General features: G+C 38.3%; 14 protein-coding genes. 8 read left to right on the top strand and 6 right to left on the bottom strand.

The window, feature by feature from the left end; genetic code table 11:
- Positions 1 to 55 precede the first annotated feature (55 nt).
- Both C7H19_RS14875 and C7H19_RS14870 read left to right on the top strand, forming a co-directional pair.
- Complete coding sequence (locus tag C7H19_RS14875; protein ID WP_181280619.1) at positions 56 to 640, top strand: general stress protein; 585 nt, start codon at positions 56 to 58, stop codon at positions 638 to 640.
- Between the two features lie 315 nt (positions 641 to 955).
- Positions 956 to 1,483, top strand: coding sequence for a pentapeptide repeat-containing protein (locus C7H19_RS14870; RefSeq protein ID WP_106457673.1), 528 nt, complete (start codon positions 956 to 958; stop codon positions 1,481 to 1,483).
- A gap of 65 nt (positions 1,484 to 1,548) precedes the next feature.
- Here C7H19_RS14870 and C7H19_RS14865 read toward each other — a convergent pair whose 3' ends face one another.
- A complete protein-coding gene (locus C7H19_RS14865; RefSeq protein ID WP_181280618.1) occupies positions 1,549 to 5,094 on the bottom strand; it encodes a PAS domain S-box protein in 3,546 nt (1,181 codons plus the stop codon).
- Between the two features lie 55 nt (positions 5,095 to 5,149).
- Here C7H19_RS14865 and C7H19_RS25725 point away from each other — a divergent pair, with 55 nt between their 5' ends.
- Positions 5,150 to 5,311 carry a hypothetical protein gene (locus C7H19_RS25725; protein WP_181280617.1) on the top strand — a complete coding sequence of 54 codons (162 nt, stop codon included), beginning with the start codon at positions 5,150 to 5,152 and terminating at the stop codon, positions 5,309 to 5,311.
- A 272-nt stretch (positions 5,312 to 5,583) separates the two neighbouring features.
- Here C7H19_RS25725 and C7H19_RS14860 read toward each other — a convergent pair whose 3' ends face one another.
- Complete coding sequence (locus tag C7H19_RS14860; protein ID WP_106457671.1) at positions 5,584 to 6,261, bottom strand: uracil-DNA glycosylase family protein; 678 nt, start codon at positions 6,259 to 6,261, stop codon at positions 5,584 to 5,586.
- A 263-nt stretch (positions 6,262 to 6,524) separates the two neighbouring features.
- On the opposite strand from C7H19_RS14860, the gene C7H19_RS14855 reads away from it, so the two are divergent.
- Positions 6,525 to 6,953, top strand: a complete 429-nt coding sequence (locus C7H19_RS14855) for a hypothetical protein (RefSeq protein ID WP_106457670.1) — start codon at positions 6,525 to 6,527, stop codon at positions 6,951 to 6,953.
- A gap of 639 nt (positions 6,954 to 7,592) precedes the next feature.
- Here the strand turns inward: C7H19_RS14855 and C7H19_RS14850 are convergent.
- Positions 7,593 to 8,015, bottom strand: a complete 423-nt coding sequence (locus tag C7H19_RS14850) for a DUF1824 family protein (protein WP_106457669.1) — start codon at positions 8,013 to 8,015, stop codon at positions 7,593 to 7,595.
- 28 nt (positions 8,016 to 8,043) lie between these two features.
- On the bottom strand, positions 8,044 to 8,379 hold the full coding sequence (locus C7H19_RS14845) for a 2Fe-2S iron-sulfur cluster-binding protein (protein ID WP_106457668.1): 336 nt from the start codon (positions 8,377 to 8,379) through the stop codon (positions 8,044 to 8,046).
- Positions 8,380 to 8,532: 153 nt separating this feature from the next.
- On the opposite strand from C7H19_RS14845, the gene recJ reads away from it, so the two are divergent.
- Positions 8,533 to 10,899, top strand: coding sequence for a single-stranded-DNA-specific exonuclease RecJ (gene recJ / locus C7H19_RS14840; RefSeq protein WP_106457667.1), 2,367 nt, complete (start codon positions 8,533 to 8,535; stop codon positions 10,897 to 10,899).
- Here recJ and der read toward each other — a convergent pair.
- On the bottom strand, positions 10,834 to 12,192 hold the full coding sequence (der, locus tag C7H19_RS14835) for a ribosome biogenesis GTPase Der (protein ID WP_106457666.1): 1,359 nt from the start codon (positions 12,190 to 12,192) through the stop codon (positions 10,834 to 10,836). The two genes, recJ and der, sit on opposite strands and share 66 nt — an antisense overlap.
- 449 nt (positions 12,193 to 12,641) lie before the next feature.
- Between der and C7H19_RS14830 the strand changes: the two genes are divergently transcribed.
- The 3 genes from C7H19_RS14830 (at position 12,642) to C7H19_RS14820 (ending at position 21,394) form a co-directional block, all read left to right on the top strand.
- Positions 12,642 to 18,182 (top strand): HAMP domain-containing protein, encoded by a 5,541-nt coding sequence (locus tag C7H19_RS14830; RefSeq protein WP_106457665.1) that lies wholly within the window; start codon positions 12,642 to 12,644, stop codon positions 18,180 to 18,182.
- A 448-nt stretch (positions 18,183 to 18,630) separates the two neighbouring features.
- Entirely contained in the window at positions 18,631 to 20,868 is a 2,238-nt protein-coding gene (locus tag C7H19_RS14825; RefSeq protein WP_106457664.1) for an EAL domain-containing protein, read from the top strand.
- Between the two features lie 115 nt (positions 20,869 to 20,983).
- On the top strand, positions 20,984 to 21,394 hold the full coding sequence (locus C7H19_RS14820) for a hypothetical protein (RefSeq protein ID WP_106457663.1): 411 nt from the start codon (positions 20,984 to 20,986) through the stop codon (positions 21,392 to 21,394).
- Between the two features lie 231 nt (positions 21,395 to 21,625).
- On the opposite strand, the gene C7H19_RS14815 is transcribed toward C7H19_RS14820, so the two are convergent.
- On the bottom strand, positions 21,626 to 22,426 hold the full coding sequence (locus tag C7H19_RS14815) for an SDR family NAD(P)-dependent oxidoreductase (RefSeq protein ID WP_106457662.1): 801 nt from the start codon (positions 22,424 to 22,426) through the stop codon (positions 21,626 to 21,628).
- Positions 22,427 to 22,824: the final 398 nt, after the last annotated feature.

The raw sequence follows: 22,824 nt of genomic DNA, 5'->3' as shown, positions 1-22,824 counted from the left end.
AGCCAAACTAAAAAAATAAATAACTGACTTTTTGTGTTCGGAGGGAATAAAAACAATGCAACAAACTTCTTTACGCGCAGTAGGAACATTTTCATCAAGACGTGATGCTGAAAACGCTCTCAATCAACTTAGAGAATCGGGTTTCCCGATGGAACACGTATCTGTATTAGGCAAAAATGCAGAAAATGACGATCGCCTCGGTGGAGCATCAGTCAATGATACCCATAGTGGTGATGCGAAAGAGGGTGCGGGTGTCGGTGCCGTCACTGGAACTGTTTTAGGTGGTGTTACTGGTTTACTTATTGGTTTAGAAGCTTTATTAATTCCTGGTGTTGGCCCATTTTTGGCGGCAGGAACTCTAGCCACTACTTTAGCAGGTGCGGGAATTGGTGCGGCTGCTGGTGGTTTAGTTGGTGCATTAGCTGATTTAGGAATTCCTGAAGATGAAGCTAGGGGATACAACGATCGCATTTCTCAGGGTGATTATCTTGTTACAGTAGAAGGGACTCTCGATGAAATTGAGCGAGCCGGCATGATTTTTCAAAATAGAGGAATCCGTGACTGGAATATCTATGACGTATCCAATAGACGACGTTACGATCGCGGAATTATTCCCGATCGAGTTAATTCCGAAATCTAGAAATTAACCAATCGAATCGTAGAGACGTGCTATGGCGCGTCTTTACTAATAGTATCAAAAATTATTTTATTAATTTATTTTACGAAAAATGTATATTTATATATAAGAATTAAGATAGGATCAATCTTTTAACCTATAATTAAAACAGTTTAAATATCCCCTTTCAGTCAAAAGTAAAAGAGAATAAACCTTTTCAAGTCTTAACTCAATTAATAAGACTATTAGACTTAATTGGTTAGAAAATAAAATCAATTAAATAGTGTGTAGGAGTGAAATCACCCAAATTAACCCAAAACGAAGGGATGGTAAACAAACATGAATGCACATGAATTAATCAATCGCTTTGCGGATCATGAATCGAATTTTAATGGTGTTAGTTTGCATCAAGTCAGTTTAGTAGGGGCTAATCTTTCACGTATTGATTTATCTAGAGCCGATCTCAGTGAAGCAAATCTGAGTAAAGCTGATTTGAGTGGAGCCTGTCTACAACAAGCGAATCTGAGTGCAGCCGATCTGAGTGAGGCTAATTTTGTCGGTGCAAATCTCGTCGAAACAAATCTGATTGGGGCCGACTTAAGTGGGGCTGATTTAAGCGGGGCTGATTTAGCACGAGCCGATTTACGATGCGCTAATTTACGTTATGCGAACCTGAGTGGAGCTAATTTAACAGAAGTTAATCTTGATTCTTGCGATTTTTATGGAGCTAATTTAGAAGGAGCTAAAATAACCCGAAGCGATCTGAGTGTCGCTGATACCACAGGGGCGAATCTTTCTGGTACCGAAAACAGTACAGAAGACTGTGTTGGTGGTGTATCTCCTAAATGGCTCACTTGGGCGGGTTAGAGATTTTATTTTCTGTTTTGTCAGGGTTTGGTCGCCAAACCCTCCTTTATTACGGTCATTTAGTGTTATCTAAATTTAGGCCAAGTAAAACGAAAAGTTGTTCCTTGACCTAACTGAGATTCTAAGGTGATCTTACCGCCATTTTTCTCGACGAGTTTTTTGACGATCGCTAGTCCAATTCCTGTATTATTTTTAGACTCTTTAGAACCGAGGGTTTGAAAAATCGCAAAAACTTTCTCATGATTTTCTGGCGATATACCTTGTCCATTATCGGCTACAGCAAATTGATAGAAATGTCCTAAATCATTCGCCCAGATGCTCACTTCACCGTCTGTGCGTCCATGATGTTTAATGGCATTAGAGATTAAGTTGGCAAAAACTTGACTCAAAGGCAGTCTTGCTGTTTTGAAAATTGGTAGCTCAGGTTTAAAAAGAATGGAAAAACTCTCTGGAGGAGCCAAGGAATCAATAATCTCTTCTAGTAACTCCTGGGTATTTACTGTCTCTATTGCCGTTTCGATGCGATTGATGCGCGAATAGTTCAACAATCCATCAATCAGATTTTCCATGCGACTAACTCTATCTTGTAAGAGTTGCATTTGCTGTTGATTTTCTTCTGGGAGTTGATCACCCAAATCATCGGCGATCCATTGGGAAAGGTTAGAAATCGCTCGCAGTGGGGCTTTGAGATCATGAGAAACAACATAGACAAACTGATCGAGTTCTTGATTGCGTTCCTCTAAAATAGTGGTAGCTGTACTTAACTCTGTATTAAGCTCTCTTAATTCCTGTGTTGTTTGATAGAGATTTTCTTCAGTTTGCTTACGTTCGGTAATATCGATCGCTACGCCCAATAAACGGATTGGTTTTCCAGTTGAATCATATAAACAATTTCCTTTTGCTGCAATCCAATGTATAGTCCCATCTGGCCAAATAGTACGATATTCAATATCATAGTTCATATGCTCTTCAATACTTTGATTAACTGCTTCATTAGTACGCTGACGATCGTCAGGATGGAGAGCATCTAAGAAAACTTGATAGGACATGACTGTATCAGTACTAAGTCCAAAGAGAGCTTTACACTGATCTGTCCAAGTGAGGGTATCGCTTTCGAGTTCCCAGTACCACATACCCAGTCTAGCCGCTTCGAGGGCGACTCGTAAACGTTCTTCACTCTCTTGTAGTGCTTGGGCAGTTTGCTTGCGATCTGTAATATCAAAAGAAACACCGATTAAACCGATAATCTTGCCCGATTCATCATAATAAGGTGATTTAGCCGAGAGAAATGTAGATTTTCCTTGAGGTAATTCTAGGGTTTCTTCGATGATTTGCATCTGTCCAGTTTCCATAATCTGGCGATCGGTTTCGACAATCACATCAGCATCAGCCGGATTAACATAAAATTCTGGATCGGTATAACCAATAATTTCGGATTCGGGCTTACCCAAAATCCGGAATAAGGCTGGATTTCCCATAATGATACGACCTTGACGATCTTTAACATAAATTAATGTTGGCGTAGCTTCATTAATGGTATGGAGAATGGCTAGACTTTGGCGGAGAGCTTTTTCACTTTCAACTAGGGCTTGTAAGGTTTGTTGTCGCTCTTGCTGTGTTTGTTTGCGATCGGTAATATCTTCAGCAAAACCCGCTAAACGATAGGGTTTTCCGTCGGCATCTTGAATTAAATAACTGCGATCGCGTATCCAACGGAGCGAACCATCAGGACGCACGATGCGATATTCAATATCTAGCCCTTCTTGCAAACGATCGCGTGTTGCTGCTGCTTTGACTCGTTCTTGATCTTCAGAATAAATCGTCTCAATCAACTTATTAAAATCAGTATACAATTCCTCACGATCTCGACCCCAAATCCGCTCATATGCTGGACTCACATAAAGAATTTTTTCTTCAAAAGCATCAGAAAGCCAAAAAACGACTTCGATGGTTTCTGCCATTTGTCGAAATCGTTCTTCACTTTCTCCTAATGCGGTTTCGGCTTTTTTCTGTCGATCGATATCGACGGCTGAACCAACCCAGCGTAAAGGTGTTATTTGTTCATCTCCCGTCAAAACTGCGCGGCTAATACACCAGTGATAAGTTCCATCGGAACGTTTTAGCCGATGAGTCATTTCATAGGGTTGTCTTGTTTGGGCGGCTTTGTTCCAACGCTTTACGGTTTCCGCTAAATCATCAGGATGAATCAAGTTTTGCCAACCTTGCTGACTTACTTGCTCCATATCCATACCTGTATAATCTATCCAAGGTTGACTGACAAATTCTAGGATTCCATCGGGTTGTGCAGTCCAGAGTAGAACGGGTACATTATTTGTTATGTTTTGTAAAAATAATCCTTGTTCTCGATAGTTTTGTTCAGCCTGTTTTTTATCAGTAATATCGGTTGTACTGCCAACAATTCGGATCGGGTTTCCTTGTGAGTCTCGTTTGGCAATGATTCCTTGATCTAATACATTTATATAATAACCGTCTTTGTGACGAACGCGATATTCGGCTGTCCATCTATCTTGAGTGATCCAATTAATATTAGTTCGGTTTTGGATTCGCGCTTGATCTTCTGGATGGCAAATATTAAACCACCATTGAGCGCTCGTGTCGGCTTCTTCTGGAGAATAACCCAAAATTCGGGTTAATCCTTCCGTTCTTTCAACAATATCTTTTTCTAGATCCCAATCATAGATCAAACAGTTGACGGCCGTTGCTGCTAACTCAAAACGCTCATTTGCTGATTTGAGACGTTCTTGACTTTCTCGTAGGGTTGCTTCTATTTGTTTGCGTTCAGTAATATCCTGAAAATAGACGGCGAGTCCTTCAGGAATAGGATAAGCATGAACATAAAACCATGTGCTTAGAGTTGGGCTATAATCTTCAAATTTAACCCCGACTCGTTCTCTCATCGCTCTTTGTAATTCCCGATATGCAAGCATATTTAGCTCAACACCCTCGGTAAAGACTTCCCATACTATGTTTCCTAGTAGTTCTTCGCGGGTTTTGTGTAAAAGTCTGGTTGCTTGCCCATTAACATAAATGTATCGCCACTGGTGATCAACTGCGACAAAAGCATCGGTTATACTTTCGAGAATATCACTAATTCGTTGTTGTACCGCTTCTGTTTCAAAACGTAATTGTTGTTCTCGTTCTTGTGCTTTTTGCCGCATTTTTGTAATTTTCAGATTCGCTTCTACTCGTGCTAGTAGTTCGCGCTCGCCAAAGGGTTCTATCATGTAGTCATCTGCACCAACAGAAAGTGTTTTTTGTTGGATGTCCTCCCCTGCTAATACTGATAACACAATGATGGGAATTTCTCGGGTGTATGGATTAGCACGTAATTGTTTAATCAATTCTAACTCTTCTAAGTTCGACAACCTCAGACTCATTATTACTAAATCTGGTCGTTGTTGTGCGATCGCGTTTAAAGCTTTTATTCCATTAAAAACTATTTCGATGTCATACTGTCTGCTCAAAAGACGTTTGATATAAACTTGTAGATCTGCATACTCATCTACTAAAAAAATGCGGGCTGTCGAAAAAGTAGCAGTATTATGAGTACTTGTGATTGCATCTTGATTTTTGCGGCTATTTTCAGTCATAATATCTTTCCTCATCAAGACTGCGATCACCCTTGCGGGTTATGATTTGTCTCCAATGGCTGATCAGCAATATAATGTATTTTGGCGAGTGCTAAATCGATCGCTGGCTTTCTCCATTCTCACCCTCACCGAAAATACTCCCAAGCAACCTTATAATTATTTTACATTGATTATTTTCCTTCTTCTTTCAATGAGAATCGGACTTTTTAAAGATTAAGATTTGTTGATGTTATTTTCTTGGTTAGATTAATGATTAGAAATATCTGTTCATCTTAATTTTAGAATAAAATGAATTTTAGTCAAACGAGCAGTCTAGTTTTCTAGATTAAGGAAAAAAGATATTAAACAGTTTTGGATACCAAACCCCTACAGTTAGAGAATAGGATAGAGTGCAGTAATCAAAATATATCTGAAGGATGATCTTTGCTTTTTCTGTTTATCTATCAAAAGATTGAGCTTGAAGTTAGGCGATCTTTTAACTATTAACTTTTAAAACTCAAATTCATTCAGTCTATCCTGTAACATTTTGGGGAAAAGTTCGTAATATTGTTGGTTTAATGGAGAAGGATGAGGTAAAGGTAAAAGGGTAATTTGGCGTTGATGCTGCATTCCATTATCGTCTTTTGCTGTTAACATAACGGGTAATTTAGTACGATAACGATCGTCATTTAAGAAAAATTTATTTACTTCTCCTCTTTTACCATAAGGGGCAAACCATTTAAAAGCTTCTGTACCTAGAGTAATAATTTGATTCCCTTCCCAATGGAATAATAAAAATTGTTCCATAAAGGGGCGAAACCGTTCTTTAACCTCTGTTGAGTAGGCCTTGTTACCGGGGGGTTTATAGGGTACTGTATTGGTCATTAAAACGCGATCGCACACCGACTGTAATTCTTTTTTCGTTTTGTTTTTTTTGCCATGTAAAGCAAGATAAAACCCTTCTCTAACAAGGGTTCCTGCTGCACCAATCAGAGGTTGTCCCGCGTAAACTTCATCTCTCCCTAAATCTCGACCAAAAAAACACAAAGGACTTTTGAGATTTCCTGCATACAAAATCGGTTGTGTTGGTTCTTTGTTCGCTGACTGATAAATCGGAATATCTATCGGAAAGGGTGCGCGTTCTGCTTCTTGTTGGATTTGTTGGATTAGGGTTTCGAGATTTGACATACTCCAAGTATCTTTAAGATAAATGACGTTTTATTGTAGCCTAATTGCCTTGCTTGGGACAACGTGACCTATAACTTTTGTTTATGATATTTTTTTTATTTTCGACACTTTCTTGCTTCAGATAGATAAAGAACCCTTTTTCATAGAGAAAGAACGTGTCTGAGATGATCCCAAAATCTACCCCAAGGTATAAAATAGATGGTCTTTTGCGATACAATAGCTGCTAATAGACAAATTTTTACCATTTATCTTTAATAGAACCCATGAAACGCCTAATCTATGAGAAATCTGTTTCTTATAAAGGGCATTTGATTGTACCCTTTATTTTAGGACGCATTGGCTGTGAAACTATTTACTCTTATAAATTACTCTCAGAAAAAGGTTATATTAGCCCTCTCCATGAATCCGACAATTTATCTGGAGTTTGTTCTAATAATCTAGAAGATATTATCAAAATAGCTCAACAAAATTTAGATGAAAAAATGATTAGTTATTTAGGATTAGATCATTTTCGAGACAGATACATTTATCAAAATAATATGATTATTCTGCATCATCAAAACGGCAAATACTTTTATGATCATTATCCTCCTGAGCAACTGAAAAATATTGCCGCACCAAAGTTATTTATCTCCGCAAATGATTGTCTAAGTTGGATCAAAGAAGGATTAGATCAACACAAAGTCGGATAAAATCATGAGATTAGGTTATTAGTTGGTCAGGGATTGAGAAAATCTGATTAATTAATGTGATTATTAGTTGGTCAGGGATTGAGAAAATCTGATTAATTAATGTGATTATTAGTTGGTCAGGGATTAAGAAAATCTGATTAATTAATGTGATTATTAGTTGGTCAGGGATTAAAATCCCTGTCTCATAGCAGAAGTCCATTAAAATGGACTAAAACATTAATATTTAGTCGGTTTTAACCGACTTTAGCTATAAGACAGAGAATTTATTCTCTGGCAAATCTCTGGCAAATCTCTGGCAAATCTCTGGCAAATCTCTGACAAATCTGGCAAATCTCTGGCAAATCTGGCAAATCTCTGGCAAATCTCTGGCAAATCTCTGGCAAATCTCTGGCAAATCTCTGGCAAATCTCTGACAAATCTCTGGCAAATCTCTGGCAAATCTCTGGCAAATCTCTGACAAATCTCTGACAAATCTCTGACAAATCTCTGGCAAATCACTGGCAAATCTCTGACAAATCTCTGACAAATCTCTGACAAATCTGGCAAATCTCTGGCAAATCTGGCAAATCTGGCAAATCTGGCAAATCTCTGACAAATCTCTGGCATTCAAACTTAAAAATAAATAAAATGAATCCAATTTCAATCAAATAAATCTAAAGGAAAATGTCCATAAGTTCCGACTAAAGTATCATTTTCACCTTGACAAGAAATCAAGACACCTCGATAACTTCCCGTATAAGAATCTATATAATAAGACATTTTCTGAGAATTAAATTTAATATAAACCGCGCCTTGCTTTTCTTCTAACTGATCTCGCTCTAATTTTATCTCATATCCTAAAGCTTTGAGATAATTTACTAAAGCGGTGAAACCTTGTTCAACATGATCGGCGCAGACACCGAGTGTTTCATATTCTGTTAAACTGGTAACTAACAGCAAAGCTTGGCGTAATAGTTCTTGATCGGCTTCTTTTTCGACCGTTTGAACTTGAATATAACTATATTCTTTGAGTAGCTTTAAAGCCTCTTCTATGGTTAAACTGATTTGTTGTTGAGTAGACATGAGAACAACTTAATTAATCTAATATTTACTAAACTTGAGAAGAATTTTTAAAATACAAAGAGTCTTTGTATAAAACTTGTTCTTGATGAGTTTCCAAGACACAATCAGAACGCGGATAAGCAACACAAATTACAGTATAACCTGCTGCCATCTCTGAAGGTTTTAAAAACTTTTGTTCACTTTGATCTACCTCACCATTAACAATTTTAGCCAGACAAACCGAACATTCTCCGTTGAGACAACCCGATGGCAAACGTATCCCCGTCTCTGCTGCAATATCTAAAATATACTGATCATCACAGACAGCGATCGTATGATCTAAATTAAGCGTGGGATTAATGAGACGAACTTGATAAACCGCCACAGGAAAACAACAAAAAAGTACACTTTAACCATGCTACCCTTAAAATGTGTAACATGAAACACGATTCGCTAAAAACCGTTAAGATTTTTGATATTTTCCCAAAACGCCATAAATAGTACGATAATACTATCCAATAACTAATATTTTTTTCAGATGGGATCAGATTCGCGCTTCTCCATAGTTCCCTTTCATTCTATACCAGACTGGTTTCTGGGCATTGTCAAGCAGTACACGCCAGAGTCTGATGGGCGTATGGTATCGCAATTACTTTGGCATCGTGGTATACAAGATCCTGGAACGTTAATTAATTTTCTCGATCCTAATGCTTATCATCCTACGAGTCCTTTTGCTTTTGGACAAGAGATGAAATGGGCAATACAACGACTTTCAAAAGCATTAAAGACGAAAGAAAGAGTAACCATTTGGGGCGATTTTGATGCGGATGGTATTACAGCGACTAGCGTTTTATGGGAAGGTTTAGGGCAATTTTTCCCCCAACATTTACAATTAAATTATTATATCCCGAATCGTTTTACCGAATCTCATGGTTTAAATTGTTCAGGACTTGAAAAATTAGTTGTCAATGGGACTAAATTAATTATTACTTGTGATACAGGAAGTACCAATTTAGCTGAAATTGAATACGCTAATCAGTTGGGAATTGATATCATTGTTACCGATCATCATACCTTACCCGATGATCGTCCTTCTGTTATTTCGATCATTAATCCTCGTTATTTTGCTGATAATCATCCATTGTTTCATCTTTCTGGGGTTGCCGTTGCTTATAAATTAGTAGAAGCTTTGTATCAAACATTTCCAGATATTCCCAAACAACCCTTAGAAAATTTATTAGATTTAGTGGCAATTGGTTTAATTGCTGATTTAGTACAGTTAAAGGGTGACTGTCGTTATCTAGCCCAAAAAGGTATCGAACAAATTCAAAAAACGACTCATCCTGGTGTAACTCAGTTATTAAAATACTCTAAAAAAACGGGTAGTCGTCCGACAGATATTTCTTATGGAATTGGTCCGAGAATTAATGCAGTTAGTCGCATTCATGGTGATGGGACTTTTTGTGTTGAATTACTCACCAGTCAAGATGAAAAACAGTGTAAGAAATTAGCTGTAGATGCTGAATTAGCAAATACTAGAAGAAAGTCTTTACAAAATGATTTAATTCTAAATGTTAAAAAGAAATTAGCAAGAATGGACTTATCAACAACTGGTGTAATTGTGTTAGAAGATCCCCAGTGGCCGAGTGGTATACTAGGTTTAGTAGCGGGACAAATTGCGGCAGAATATGGTAAGCCGACTATTTTATTAAGTACGACTGAAGAGGACGGTAATTCACCTCATTTAGCCAGAGGTTCCGCCCGTTCTGTACAAAATATTGACCTCTATGAATTGGTGAATTCTCAATCTCATTTATTACATCGTTTTGGGGGTCATCCATTTGCAGCAGGATTAAGTATGCTAGTAGAAAATATTCCTTTATTTCGAGAAGGAATTAATCAAAAGTTACGACAAAAAGGTTATGAAAGTTTAAGTTTATGCCCAAGTTTAGAAGCTGATTTAATTGTTACTGTTGCTGATTTAGGATTATCCCTTTTTCGAGAACTTAAGCTTTTAGAACCTTGTGGAATGGGAAATAATGTACCTAAATTAATGATTAAAAATTGTTATTTTAAAAATATAACATGGAGAAATATAGAAGATTTAAAAGGTAATAAAATAAAATATCAAAGAGTTGGTTTTCAGCTTTTTGATGATACTATAAAAGAAGGATTTCCTGGAGTTTGGTGGGGACAGACTTCGGAAGAAATTCCTCAGAATATATGTTGTGATGTCATTGTTGAGTTAGATCTGAATACTAATACTAAATCTTCTCAAAAATGTGAATTACGCTTAATTGCGATTCAAACCAAAACATCTGAAATAAATTGGTTTGAGCCTTTTTCCGTAGAACAATATTTAATTGATTGGCGTAATAAAAAAGATGAAACTATTAGTTTAGAACAACTTCAATTATTAGAAAAATGTCCGACTTATTGGCAGGAAATACAAAAAGCTTATCGACAAGCATTAGCACAACAAAATAAACTTGCTTTAGCTTATTCTTCGCCTTTAGATTCTTCTGCCGAAGATGTTTTACAACAGTTAATAGGAATAGGAAAATATCTCAGCCGTACTAATCAAATGATTACAAAACAACAGCTAAAAGAGAAATTAAATTTAAGCGATCGCACTTTAGAATTAGGCTTAAAAACCTTAATAAATTATGGTATTAGCTATCAGATCAACAATGAGCAAATACAATTTATTCTCACCAAACCCTTAGAACCAAATAATTACTTAGACTTTATCAAAGCATTTCAAGAAGAACAGTTCCAGAAACAATATTTTTCTCAAGTTCCTTTTGATATCTTACAAAAAATCTTAGAACAAAATCGCTTAAACTTTAGTAGCACGGTTAGCACTTCTTTCGACTTCCCGGGTACGTTTTCCACGCCAGAATAAACGAATAGGAGTTCCTTTAAACCCTAATTGTTCCCGAAATTGACCTTCAATATAACGACGATAATTATCATTAAATCTTGCTGGATCATTGACAAATAAAGTAATCGTAGGAGGTTGACTTGTTACCTGAGTTCCATAATAAATCTTACCTTGTTTACCTTGACGATTTGTTGGCGGACTATGCCATTTTACCGCATCTTCTAATACTTCATTTATCACCGATGTACTGACGCGACGACGATGTGCTTCTGCTGCTTGATCAATTAATTCAAAGATTTTATCAACGCGTTGCCCCGTCATAGCACTAATAAAAATCATTTCCGCCCAATCCATATAATATAGACGATCGCGTAGTAATTTTTGATATTCATAAATCGTATGAGAATCCTTTTCGACAGCATCCCATTTATTCACCACCAAAACAACGGCACGACCTTCTTCAATAATACGCCCTGCGAGTTTTAAATCTTGCTCCGTTACACCATCGATCACATCAATAACAAATAAGATAACATCCGAACGATTAATCGCTTTAAAAGCGCGGTTAATTCCAAAAAATTCTGCACCGTATTCTACATTCTTTTTGCGTCGAATTCCTGCTGTATCAATAATTCGATAAGTTTGGCCGTTTCTTTCTATTAATGTATCAATTGCATCTCTAGTTGTTCCCGAAATCGGACTAACGATCGCTCGTTGTTCCCCAGTCAAAGCATTTAGTAAACTAGACTTACCCACATTGGGACGACCAATAATTGCGACTTTAATTTCTGTTTCTTCGGGAATATTATCAGTAGAAGGTAAATAAGTAATCACTGCATCAAGTAATTCACCCGTACCACTTCCATGAATTGCAGACATCGCATAAGGTTCACCTAAACCCAGTTCCCAAAATTGCGCCCCTTGAATCAAACCTTGTTCGGGAGATTCACATTTATTAACAGCTAGAATAACGGGAACAGATTGTGTTCTGAGCCATTCTGCAATCTCATGATCGCCGGACGTTGGTCCCAGTTGCCCATCGACAACAAAAATAGCTATACTCGCCTCATTTAGAGCAATCATCGCCTGTTCACGAATCAAGGGCAAAAATTCGGTATCATCATGAAAGACCAAACCCCCCGTATCAACCACCTGAAAATCTCGATCTTGCCAAAATGCGGGGCGATAGGTGCGATCGCGTGTTATACCAGGTTCATCGTGTACAATAGCCTGTTGATCACCAGCTAAACGGTTTACAAGAGTTGATTTACCGACATTCGGTCGTCCGATAATGGCTACAATGGGCAGTGTCATGGTGCAAAAATGAAAAAAACATTTGATCTTCCATCATAACGTAATCTCATTGAGATCTTTTTTATTGAATAAGAGCCAGTTTGTCAGTCAGTTTGTTAGTTTGTTAGTTTGTCAGTTTGTCAGTTTGTCAGTTTGTCAGTTTGTTAGTTTGTCAGGGGTTTAAACCCCTGTCTAATAGCAAAAGTCGGCGGGGCGTACAAGGTTCGCCGTGCGACGGCTTTCCACAGCCCCTTGTTGAAACCGACTCCAAACAGTTTGTTAGTCCGTTTTAACGGACTTCTGCTATCAGACAGTGAATTTATTCACTGGCTTTTAACTGGCTTTTAACATGAAACTAAGATCAAACTTCTATCCTTAGAGAGTTTTTATCCTCTGTTTTAAGGAGGAAAATTCTTTTTAGAATGATATTATCGCCCTTCCCTTCCTAATTCTGCTCAAAGGTAAAAATAATGTCCACTGCTGGCACAACGAAAAATAGTGATACGCTTGATCTTAGTGAACTCTTAAAAACCCTAGTCGCCGTCAAAAAAGGAGATTTCAGCGCTCGTCTTCCCCTCGATCATACTGGTGTAGCGGGAAAAATTGCGGATACTCTCAATGACATTATTGACTTAAACCAAAGGATGGCGGCAGAATTAGAGCGGATCAGTACCGTCGTCGGGAAAGAAGGAAAATTAGCCCAAAGAGCGAGTCTGGGTAGTGCAGGGGGTTCGTGGGGAGACTGTATCGAGTCAGTGAATATTTTAATTACCGATCTCGTGCAACCCACCGCCGAAACCGCTAGAGTTATTCGAGCAGTAGCAAACGGGGATCTTTCTCAGACGATAGCTACCGAAATTGAAGGAATGCCCCTCAAAGGTGAATTCTTGCAAACCGCCCAAGTCGTCAATACAATGGTCGATCAACTCAGTTCTTTTGCATCGGAAGTAACTAGAGTAGCGCGAGAAGTGGGAACCGAAGGGAAATTAGGCGTACAAGCAGAAGTACAAGGCGTTGCAGGAACATGGAAAGATCTTACCGAAAATGTTAACTCAATGGCGGGAAATCTGACGGCACAGGTGAGAAATATCGCTGAAGTGGCAACCGCGATCGCAAATGGAGATCTATCTAAAAAAATCACCGTCAACGTCAAAGGCGAGATCTTAGAACTGAAAAACACCATTAATATCATGGTAGATCAGTTAAACTCCTTCGCATCCGAAGTAACTAGAGTAGCGAGAGAAGTGGGAACCGAAGGGAAATTAGGCGTACAAGCAGAAGTCAAAGGCGTTGCCGGAACATGGAAAGATCTTACCGATAGTGTAAATTTAATGGCAGGAAACCTAACCGCGCAGGTAAGAAATATTGCAGAAGTGACGACGGCGGTAGCAAATGGCGATCTATCCAAAAAAATCACCGTTAATGTGCGAGGCGAGATCCTAGAACTAAAAAACACCGTTAATACAATGGTGGATCAATTAAATTCCTTCGCATCCGAAGTAACTAGAGTAGCACGAGAAGTGGGTGCAGAAGGTAAACTTGGGGGACAAGCCGATGTACGCGGTGTTGCCGGAACATGGAAAGATTTAACCGACTCAGTAAACTTCATGGCAGGTTCTCTAACTGCACAGGTAAGGAATATTGCGGAAGTAACGACGGCGGTGGCGAATGGGGATCTATCTAAGAAAATTACCGTTGATGTCAAAGGCGAGATCCTAGAACTGAAGAACACTATTAATATTATGGTGGATCAACTTAATTCCTTCGCATCCGAAGTAACTAGAGTAGCGCGGGAAGTGGGAACCGAAGGGAAACTAGGCGTACAAGCAGAAGTCAGGGGCGTAGCGGGAACATGGAAAGATCTAACTGATAATGTTAACTCGATGGCAGGAAACCTAACCGCGCAGGTGAGGAATATTGCAGAAGTAACGACGGCGGTAGCAAATGGCGATCTATCCAAAAAAATTACCGTTGATGTAAAAGGGGAAATTTTTGAACTGAAAAACACCATTAATGTCATGGTAGATCAACTCAGTTCCTTTGCATCGGAAGTAACCAGAGTAGCGCGAGAAGTGGGAACCGAAGGGAAACTAGGCGTACAAGCAGAAGTCAGGGGCGTTGCGGGAACATGGAAAGATCTTACCGATAATGTTAATCTAATGGCGAGTTCATTAACCGCACAGGTAAGGAATATTGCCGAAGTGACGACGGCGGTAGCAAATGGCGATCTATCCAAGAAAATTACCGTTGATGTCAAAGGAGAGATCCTAGAACTGAAAAACACCGTTAACATCATGGTAGATCAACTTAATTCCTTCGCATCCGAAGTAACTAGAGTAGCGCGAGAAGTGGGAACCGAAGGAAAACTAGGAGTACAAGCGTATGTCAAAGGGGTTGCCGGAACATGGAAGGATCTGACTGATAATGTTAACTCGATGGCGAGTAATTTAACCGGGCAAGTGCGAAATATTGCCGAAGTGACGAAAGCGGTAGCAAATGGCGATCTATCGAAGAAAATTACCGTTGATGTGAAAGGGGAAATTTTAGAACTCAAAGATACGATCAATACAATGGTTGATCAACTCAGTTCTTTTGCTTCTGAAGTAACTAGAGTAGCGCGAGAAGTGGGAACCGAAGGAAAATTAGGCGGACAAGCGCAAGTAAGCGGAGTTGCAGGAACATGGAAAGATCTGACTGATAATGTTAACTCGATGGCAGGAAATTTAACCGCCCAAGTACGAGGGATCGCTAGAGTAGTAACATCGGTAGCTAATGGGGACTTGAAACGAAAATTAATGCTCGATGCTAAGGGAGAAATTGAAACCCTAGCCGATACAATTAATGAAATGATCGATACTCTGGCAACGTTTGCCGATCAGGTGACGACGGTAGCGCGAGAAGTGGGGATCGAAGGAAAATTAGGGGGACAAGCGAAAGTACCTGGCGCATCGGGAACATGGCGACACTTGACGGATAATGTGAATGAATTAGCCGCAAATTTAACCACTCAAGTAAGAGCGATCGCAGAAGTAGCCATCGCCGTCGCCAAAGGGGACTTAACCCGATCTATTTCCGTACAAGCAGAAGGAGAAGTCGCAGTCCTCAAAGACAATATTAACCAAATGATCGCCAATTTGCGAGAAACAACCCAGAAAAACACAGAACAAGACTGGTTAAAGACAAATTTAGCCAAATTTACCAGAATGCTACAAGGTCAACGAGATTTAGAAACCGTTTCTAAATTAATTCTGTCCGAACTTGCGCCCCTTGTTCATGCTCAACACGGTGTATTTTATCTGATGGACGGTGTGGAAATCCAACAATCACATCTGAAGTTAATAAGTAGTTATGCTTATCGGGAACGGAAACATCTCGCTAATCGTTTCTATCTAGGAGAAGGTTTAGTCGGACAATGTGCATTAGAAAAAGAACGAATTTTACTGACGGAAATTCCTTCCGATTACATTAAAATTAACTCAGGATTAGGCGAAGCATCCCCCCTCAATGCGGTTGTTTTGCCTGTATTATTTGAAGGACAAGTGACGGCGGTTATTGAACTAGCCTCATTCCAACGTTTTAACGAAATTCATCTGACCTTCTTTGATCAACTAACCGAAAGTATTGCTATTGTATTAAATACGATCGCAGCATCCATGAGAACGGAAGAACTTCTCAAACAGTCCCAGTCTCTAGCACAAGAGTTACAAACCCAACAAGGGGAACTCCGCGAAACCAACCAACGTTTAGAAGAACAAGCGCGAAGTCTCAAAGCAAGTGAAGAACTACTAAAAAATCAACAAGAACAACTACAACAAACCAACGAAGAACTAGAAGAAAAAGCCCGTCTACTGAAAGGGCAAAATGAAGAAGTAGAACGCAAAAACTCGGAAATTGAACAAGCAAGACACTCACTCGAAGAAAAAGCCTCTCAATTAGCCCTAACTTCTAAGTATAAATCCGAATTCTTGGCGAATATGTCCCATGAGTTACGCACACCACTCAATAGTTTATTAATTTTGGCTCGACTCTTGGCCGATAATGTAGAAAGTAATCTCACCACCAAACAAGTTGAATACGCCCAAATTATTCATTCAGCAGGAAGTGATCTCCTCGCATTGATTAACGATATTTTAGATTTGGCTAAAATTGAATCTGGAACCATGTCAGTCGAGATCGAGCAAATGCCTTTAGTTGACTTAAATAATCATCTCGATCGCACTTTCCGTCAAATAGCCCACGATAAAGGCTTAAACTTTAGCATCATCTTTAATGAAAACTTGCCCCACAGCCTTTATACCGATGCCAAACGTTTACAGCAAGTTCTCAAAAATTTACTCTCGAATGCTTTTAAATTTACAGCCCAAGGTCAAGTTATCCTACAATGTAACCCAGTAACTCAAGGCTGGAGTTATGATCATAATACCTTAAACCAAGCCGATCTCGTTATTGCCTTCACCGTTACTGATACGGGTATTGGCATCGCCCCAGACAAACAAAAACTCATTTTTGAAGCATTCCAACAAGCAGACGGTACAACCTCTCGTCACTACGGAGGAACAGGTTTAGGTTTATCGATCAGTCGTGAAATTGCTCGTTTATTAGGGGGTGAGATTACTTTATCCAGTCAAGTCGGAGTCGGTAGTACTTTCACTCTCTATATACCCCAAACTTATTTAGAAGCCGAATTCCCACAACATGAACAAGAAACACCCGTATCTATTATAGACACCCATCCTAAAAGCCCTCAGTTAGTAAATGAATTAGTAGAAACGAGTCATAACGCGTCTCTAGATGGTGCGTCTCTACCTATCCTGAATGACGATCGCTCAAACATCAAGAATGGCGATCGTTCAATTCTCATTGTGGAAGACGATCCGAATTTTGCCCGTTTATTGCTCGAACTAGCACGAGAACAGGGTTTTAAAGGACTAATTACCATGCGATCGGCGACGGCATTAGTCATGACGCAAAAATATCGACCCTCCGCCATTTTACTCGATATTTGTTTACCCGGTGATAGCGGTTGGACTGTATTAGATCGCATTAAACATAATGCAGATACTCGCCATATTCCTGTGATCATCTTCTCGATGAAAGATGTCCAAAAACGCGCTATCTCACAAGGTGCGATCGCCTATCATCACAAACCTATAGAACGCGTGGCTTTAATAAATATTATTACCGAGCTAAAAAATTGGCTCGATCGTCCACACAAAAATCTCTTGCTTGCGATACCCGACGCAACACAACAACAGGAAATCGTCGAACTAATTAGTAACAATGATCTACAAATTACCACCGTCAGTACAGCAACAGAAGCAATAAACCTTTTAAATTCACAAAGCGGCGACTTGTCCTCGCCAACCGTTGATAGTGCCATTTTTGATAGCACATTATTAGAAGAATGTCAAGAAAAAATTAGCGAAACAAAAATCCCGATCATTATCCACACTACAGATCATTTAACCCCCGATCTTGAAAGTCAAATCGCTCATCTAAATCAAACAACGCAAGTCAAAGTAACGAACTCACTCCCCAGTCTTTTAGAAGAAACAACCTTATTGTTGCATCGTATTCAATCTCAGTTATCTCCCATCCAACAACAACTCATACAACAAGTACAAAAAACCGATCGACTTCTTTTGGGAAAAAAAGTTCTCATCATTGATGACGACTTAAGAAATATCTTTGCGCTAACCAGTCTTTTAGAACGTTACTCCATGCAAGTATTATCCGCAGAAAACGGCACAGATGGACTCGCTCTATTACGCAATCATCCCGATGTTGATATTGTTTTGATGGATGTCATGATGCCTGGTATAGATGGCTATGAAACAACGCGCCTAATCCGCCAACAACAACAGTTTAGCACCTTACCGATCATCTCCCTAACCGCCAAAGCCATGAAAAGCGATCGTAATAAATGTCTCGAAGCCGGATCATCCGATTATATTACTAAACCCGTTGATACCGAGCAATTACTTTCATTACTGCGCGTATGGTTGTCCTAATTTAAAATTATGTAATTAACCTAAGATTTGTATCAATTTCGCAATCCATAGGGAAATAAATCTATTATTTTATCCGAAAAGTTTATTAGAATGGACTAACAGCTATTTAATGAGTGAGTTAAGGAAATTAATCAATAATTTGGGTAATAATCCTTTCCATAATTAATGAGCGCGTCTATTCTCTAAGTCTCTTAGAATGAACTAAAAACCATTTGATAAATTGGTTCAAACTGACATAATCGATTAGTCAATGTTTGAAACCCTCGACTTACAGAATATTGAGTTGACTACCCAATTAAATTTTTAGGATTGTGGTCAATTGTTGAACAAAACTTAAGTAAATTAATTTAACAATAATATTAAATTTTATGACTTTTTCTTGAACTTTTTTCCTTGGTTACCTAACCGAACAATAAGGCAAGTTACTAAATGAAAGACAATCAAAAAGATGTTTAGCCAACCAAATCAACAGTTAAGGATGTTACATGAAATTTCTCTAATTGCCTTAACTTCAGAATCTTTAGCCACTATTGCTCAACGTATTGTCGAGAAAATTTGTGCGGCTACAGAGTTTCCGATTGGCGCAATAGAACTCTATAATCGCTCTCGTCAAGTCATGGTTTTTCTGGGTGTAAAAGGAATCCCTAGCCCAACAAATGGCGAGTTTTTAGAAATTCCCGTCGAGCAAACACTTTCAGGAAAAGTAGCAGCAACAGGGCAATCGCTCGTTAAGCATTACAAGAAAGACGAAACCAAGACTTGTCAGACAAATTCAACGCTTAACCAAATGAGTATCAGTACCTTCATCTGTCAACCGATGATCGTTAATCAACAAGTGATTGGCGTACTCAGCCTGGCTCATCCCGAAATAATTAATACTGATGATCTATTCTTAGAAGGAATCTCAATCCTAGCTAATTTTGTCGCCTCATTAGTCGAACGACGACGAGCAGAAGCAGCATTAGTCGAAAGTGAAGAACGTTTTCGTCAAGCCTTTATGTATGCACCGTTTCCCGTGATGATTTACGCTGAAGATGGGCAAGTTCTTCAAATTAATAATGCTTGGTTAGAATTAACCGGATATTCATCATCAGAAATTTCTACCCTTACAGATTGGCATTCCAAAGCCTTTGGCATAACTCAAGTCATAGAAAATTATCTTGAGCAAAATTATCATCAAAAACTGAGTAATGGCAAAATCAATCAAAAAGAAACAACAATTCGGATTAAGAATGGAGAATTACGACTTTGGCATATTAGTTCGACATCCTTTGGAAAATTGTCCGATGGCAGACATTTATTCATCTCTATGGCTAACGATGTAACGGAGCGTAAACACGCAGAAGCTAGATTGCGTCATGATGCCTTACATGATGGTTTGACTGGGTTACCCAATCGATTATTGTTAATGGATCGACTTGAGCAAGCAATAGAAAGATCCAGACAAAAGAAAAATTATCATTTAGCTCTTTTGTTTATTGATTTAGATCGATTTAAAGTAGTCAATGATAGCTTAGGACATATTGTAGGCGATCGATTGTTGATAGCGATCGCTTCTAAACTAGAAGAATGTGTTCGTACTAACGATACGGTAGCTCGTTTAGGAGGCGATGAATTTATCATTCTCCTCGATAACATTAACACCGAACAAGTCGCTATCAAAGTCGCTCAACGAATTAACCAAGAATTAAAAACACCTTTTTTAGTTGAAGGTTGGGAAGTTTTTACTACTGCTAGTATTGGCATTGCTTTTAATTCTTCTTTTGAACAATGTCCCGCAGACTTATTAAGAAATGCTGATTTAGCAATGTATGAAGCTAAAGCGCAAGGAAAGTCTTGTTATGCGATTTTTAAGCCCATGATGCACGAGCAAGTACATACGCTTTTAGAGTTAGAAACTAATTTGCGATTGGCTTTAGAACGTCAAGAATTTTTGGTACATTATCAACCCATTGTTTCTTTGACTAACGAACATCTAGTGGGATTTGAAGCTTTAGTTCGATGGCAGCACCCACAAAAAGGATTAATTCCGCCATCATCATTTATTCCTATAGCAGAAGAAACAGGCTTAATTATACCGATAGGGCAATGGATTTTATATGAATCTTGTCGTCAACTCTCGGTCTGGCAAAAACGATATCCTCAAGCCGCATCCTTAAAAATTAGTGTTAATCTTTCGAGTAGACAACTACAACAAATAGATTTAGTAGAGCAAATTGATTTAATTTTAAAAAAAACAGGATTAAAAGGAGAAAATCTTAAATTAGAAATTACCGAAAGTATATTGATGAACAATACAGTCATTATAAAAAATATCTTTGACCAATTAATTAAAAGAAAAATTCAAGTTAGTATTGATGATTTTGGAACTGGATACTCTTCCTTAAGCTATCTTCATCATTTACCTGTTAATTCCTTAAAAATTGATCGCTCTTTTGTCAATAGAATGACTCAAGACGATGAAAATTTAAAAATTGTAGAAACGATTATCACCTTAGCACACCATTTACAAATTGATGTAACGGCTGAAGGAATAGAAACTCACGAGCAACTCTTTAAATTGCAAGTTTTAGGCTGCGAATTAGGCCAAGGCTATTTATTTTCTAAACCTTTAGCTCACAAAGCAATAGAAGCTCTGTTCAAACTCACAGAACTTAAGCTGAAATCGGAGCAAAAAGTCATGTAGACTGGCGCTTATAATTACCAAATTAGAAACCGTTAAATTAAACCTAATGATGGATGATTTATTCTGAGTGATGAGCGTACAATCAGGCTAAACCTTAAAACTAAAGAAAATAATTATGGATGCGCTGCCCCTTTCTATTAATAAAAAACAATTAGAACTGATTGATCAAAGTATTGAGCAAAGCATTGTTAAATTACAAAAATCCGCTCAAGCTCAACAGTTTTCCTCAGATGATAGCGATACAAAAGAACAAAACCTATTGACCTATGGTACAGATGATTATTCAGAAGCTCAAGAACGGATACAGGCAATAAGAACTCAACTTAAGTCACAATTAGAGTCGTGGGATAGTTCCCCAGATGATGCTAAACCCGTACCGATCGATCTCGATCCATATCAACTTAAGATATTACAAATGGGAATTAAAGCTCAGATAAACACCCTCAATGAGCAGAACAAAAAAGAACTGCTATCGGATGTGATGAAACAATTACCCGAATTTAGTTTACAAGAAGACGCAGATTAATTGATTAATTTTTATTGACCTCACCCCAACCCATTTCCTTTAATTAGGATTATGTTGACCTCACCCCAACCCATTTCCTTTAATTAGGATTATGTTGACCTCACCCCAACCCCTCTCCTTTCAAGAGAGGGGCTTTAAATCATCATTTCCTTATAGTTCCCTCTCCTTTTAGGAGGGGGTTAGGGGGCGGTTGGTCGGTTAGAAGGCGTTTGGTCAATAATAAAAATCAAATTATTTCCCTGAGCCTGGTTCAGTCAACTTACGATGTTGTTCAGCATTAACCGTATCTGGTAAAATATTACTGATTGTGCCTTGAATCTTGGTCATCAGTGAACCCGCGATCACAGAATCTTTACCCGACATTAAAGCCTCAAAGCCCTGTTTTGCGACATCTGCTGGATCATCTTTCTTGTTTGAACCCGCCTTCGTGTCATCCATTCCCGCACGGTGGAAAAAGTTAGTATCCGTCGGTCCTGGCATCAAAGCAGTAACAGTAACACCCGTATCTTTTAACTCATTACGCAAAGCTTCAGAGAAAGATTGTATAAAAGATTTAGACGCAGCATAAACCGCCTCAAAAGGTCCAGGCATGATGGCAGCAATGGAGGAAGTAAATAAAATTCGACCAAAACCGCGATCGACCATATCTTTAACTACTCGTTTGGCTAGATGAACGGTTGAGACGACATTAAGATTAATTAAATTTAGTTCATCTTGTAAATCTGTTTCACGGGCAAAGTCACCACCAACACCAACACCCGCATTAATAGCGATCGCTTCTACAGGCTGACCGGTTGCCTTAATCTCATGATACAGTTTTTCAACACCATCATAAGTAGCCAAATCCGCCTCTAAAGTCTGGACTTTTGCTCCTAATTGCTCAAATTCCTGAGCCGCATCATTTATACTAGATCCTGTGGCTGTTACTAATAGATCAAAACCATTTTGGGCAAACTGTTTCGCTAGTTCGTAGCCAATACCATTAGAAGCACCCGTAACAACGGCTAAAGGGCGCGTAAATGAACTGTTCATTACTATTAAAATTCCTATATATGCTTTGAACCCTTACCATCCTAAAAGAGTCTGTACTGTCACTGGGTCTTTCTCTGGATGTATCTCAGTCAACCATTTAAGGTTATTTCTTTTAAGTCTTGATTCAGTCTAATTACATAGTTTTAAATTTAATACAATGTTGATTTTATATTTTAAATTTTGAGAATACCTATATTAATTACATTAAAAACATAAAATTTTTAACTAGATTAACATCCTTTTTATATTAGGACAAAGGTAAGAGGTAATTTTGACTTTAAACCTAGAACTATTGCCCTCATTAAGTATTATTTTGATTAACTTAACTTCTATAAAAATAAAATTTAAAAAATTTTATGTCTAAATGTATAGTTATCTAATATTAAATTTATATCTAA

The organism is Aphanothece hegewaldii CCALA 016 (genome assembly GCF_003007785.1).
GTDB lineage: Bacteria > Cyanobacteriota > Cyanobacteriia > Cyanobacteriales > Microcystaceae > Chroococcus > Chroococcus hegewaldii.
This window is presented reverse-complemented; position numbering and strand designations above follow the sequence as displayed.

Coding starts and splice junctions, on each gene's coding strand:
- C7H19_RS14875 (WP_181280619.1), top strand. CDS start 56: ATGCAACAAACTTCTTTACGCGCAGTAGGAACATTTTCATCAAGACGT.
- C7H19_RS14870 (WP_106457673.1), top strand. CDS start 956: ATGAATGCACATGAATTAATCAATCGCTTTGCGGATCATGAATCGAAT.
- C7H19_RS14865 (WP_181280618.1), bottom strand. CDS start 5,094: ATGACTGAAAATAGCCGCAAAAATCAAGATGCAATCACAAGTACTCAT.
- C7H19_RS25725 (WP_181280617.1), top strand. CDS start 5,150: ATGGCTGATCAGCAATATAATGTATTTTGGCGAGTGCTAAATCGATCG.
- C7H19_RS14860 (WP_106457671.1), bottom strand. CDS start 6,261: ATGTCAAATCTCGAAACCCTAATCCAACAAATCCAACAAGAAGCAGAA.
- C7H19_RS14855 (WP_106457670.1), top strand. CDS start 6,525: ATGAAACGCCTAATCTATGAGAAATCTGTTTCTTATAAAGGGCATTTG.
- C7H19_RS14850 (WP_106457669.1), bottom strand. CDS start 8,015: ATGTCTACTCAACAACAAATCAGTTTAACCATAGAAGAGGCTTTAAAG.
- recJ (WP_106457667.1), top strand. CDS start 8,533: ATGGGATCAGATTCGCGCTTCTCCATAGTTCCCTTTCATTCTATACCA.
- der (WP_106457666.1), bottom strand. CDS start 12,192: ATGACACTGCCCATTGTAGCCATTATCGGACGACCGAATGTCGGTAAA.
- C7H19_RS14830 (WP_106457665.1), top strand. CDS start 12,642: ATGTCCACTGCTGGCACAACGAAAAATAGTGATACGCTTGATCTTAGT.
- C7H19_RS14825 (WP_106457664.1), top strand. CDS start 18,631: ATGTTTAGCCAACCAAATCAACAGTTAAGGATGTTACATGAAATTTCT.
- C7H19_RS14820 (WP_106457663.1), top strand. CDS start 20,984: ATGGATGCGCTGCCCCTTTCTATTAATAAAAAACAATTAGAACTGATT.
- C7H19_RS14815 (WP_106457662.1), bottom strand. CDS start 22,426: ATGAACAGTTCATTTACGCGCCCTTTAGCCGTTGTTACGGGTGCTTCT.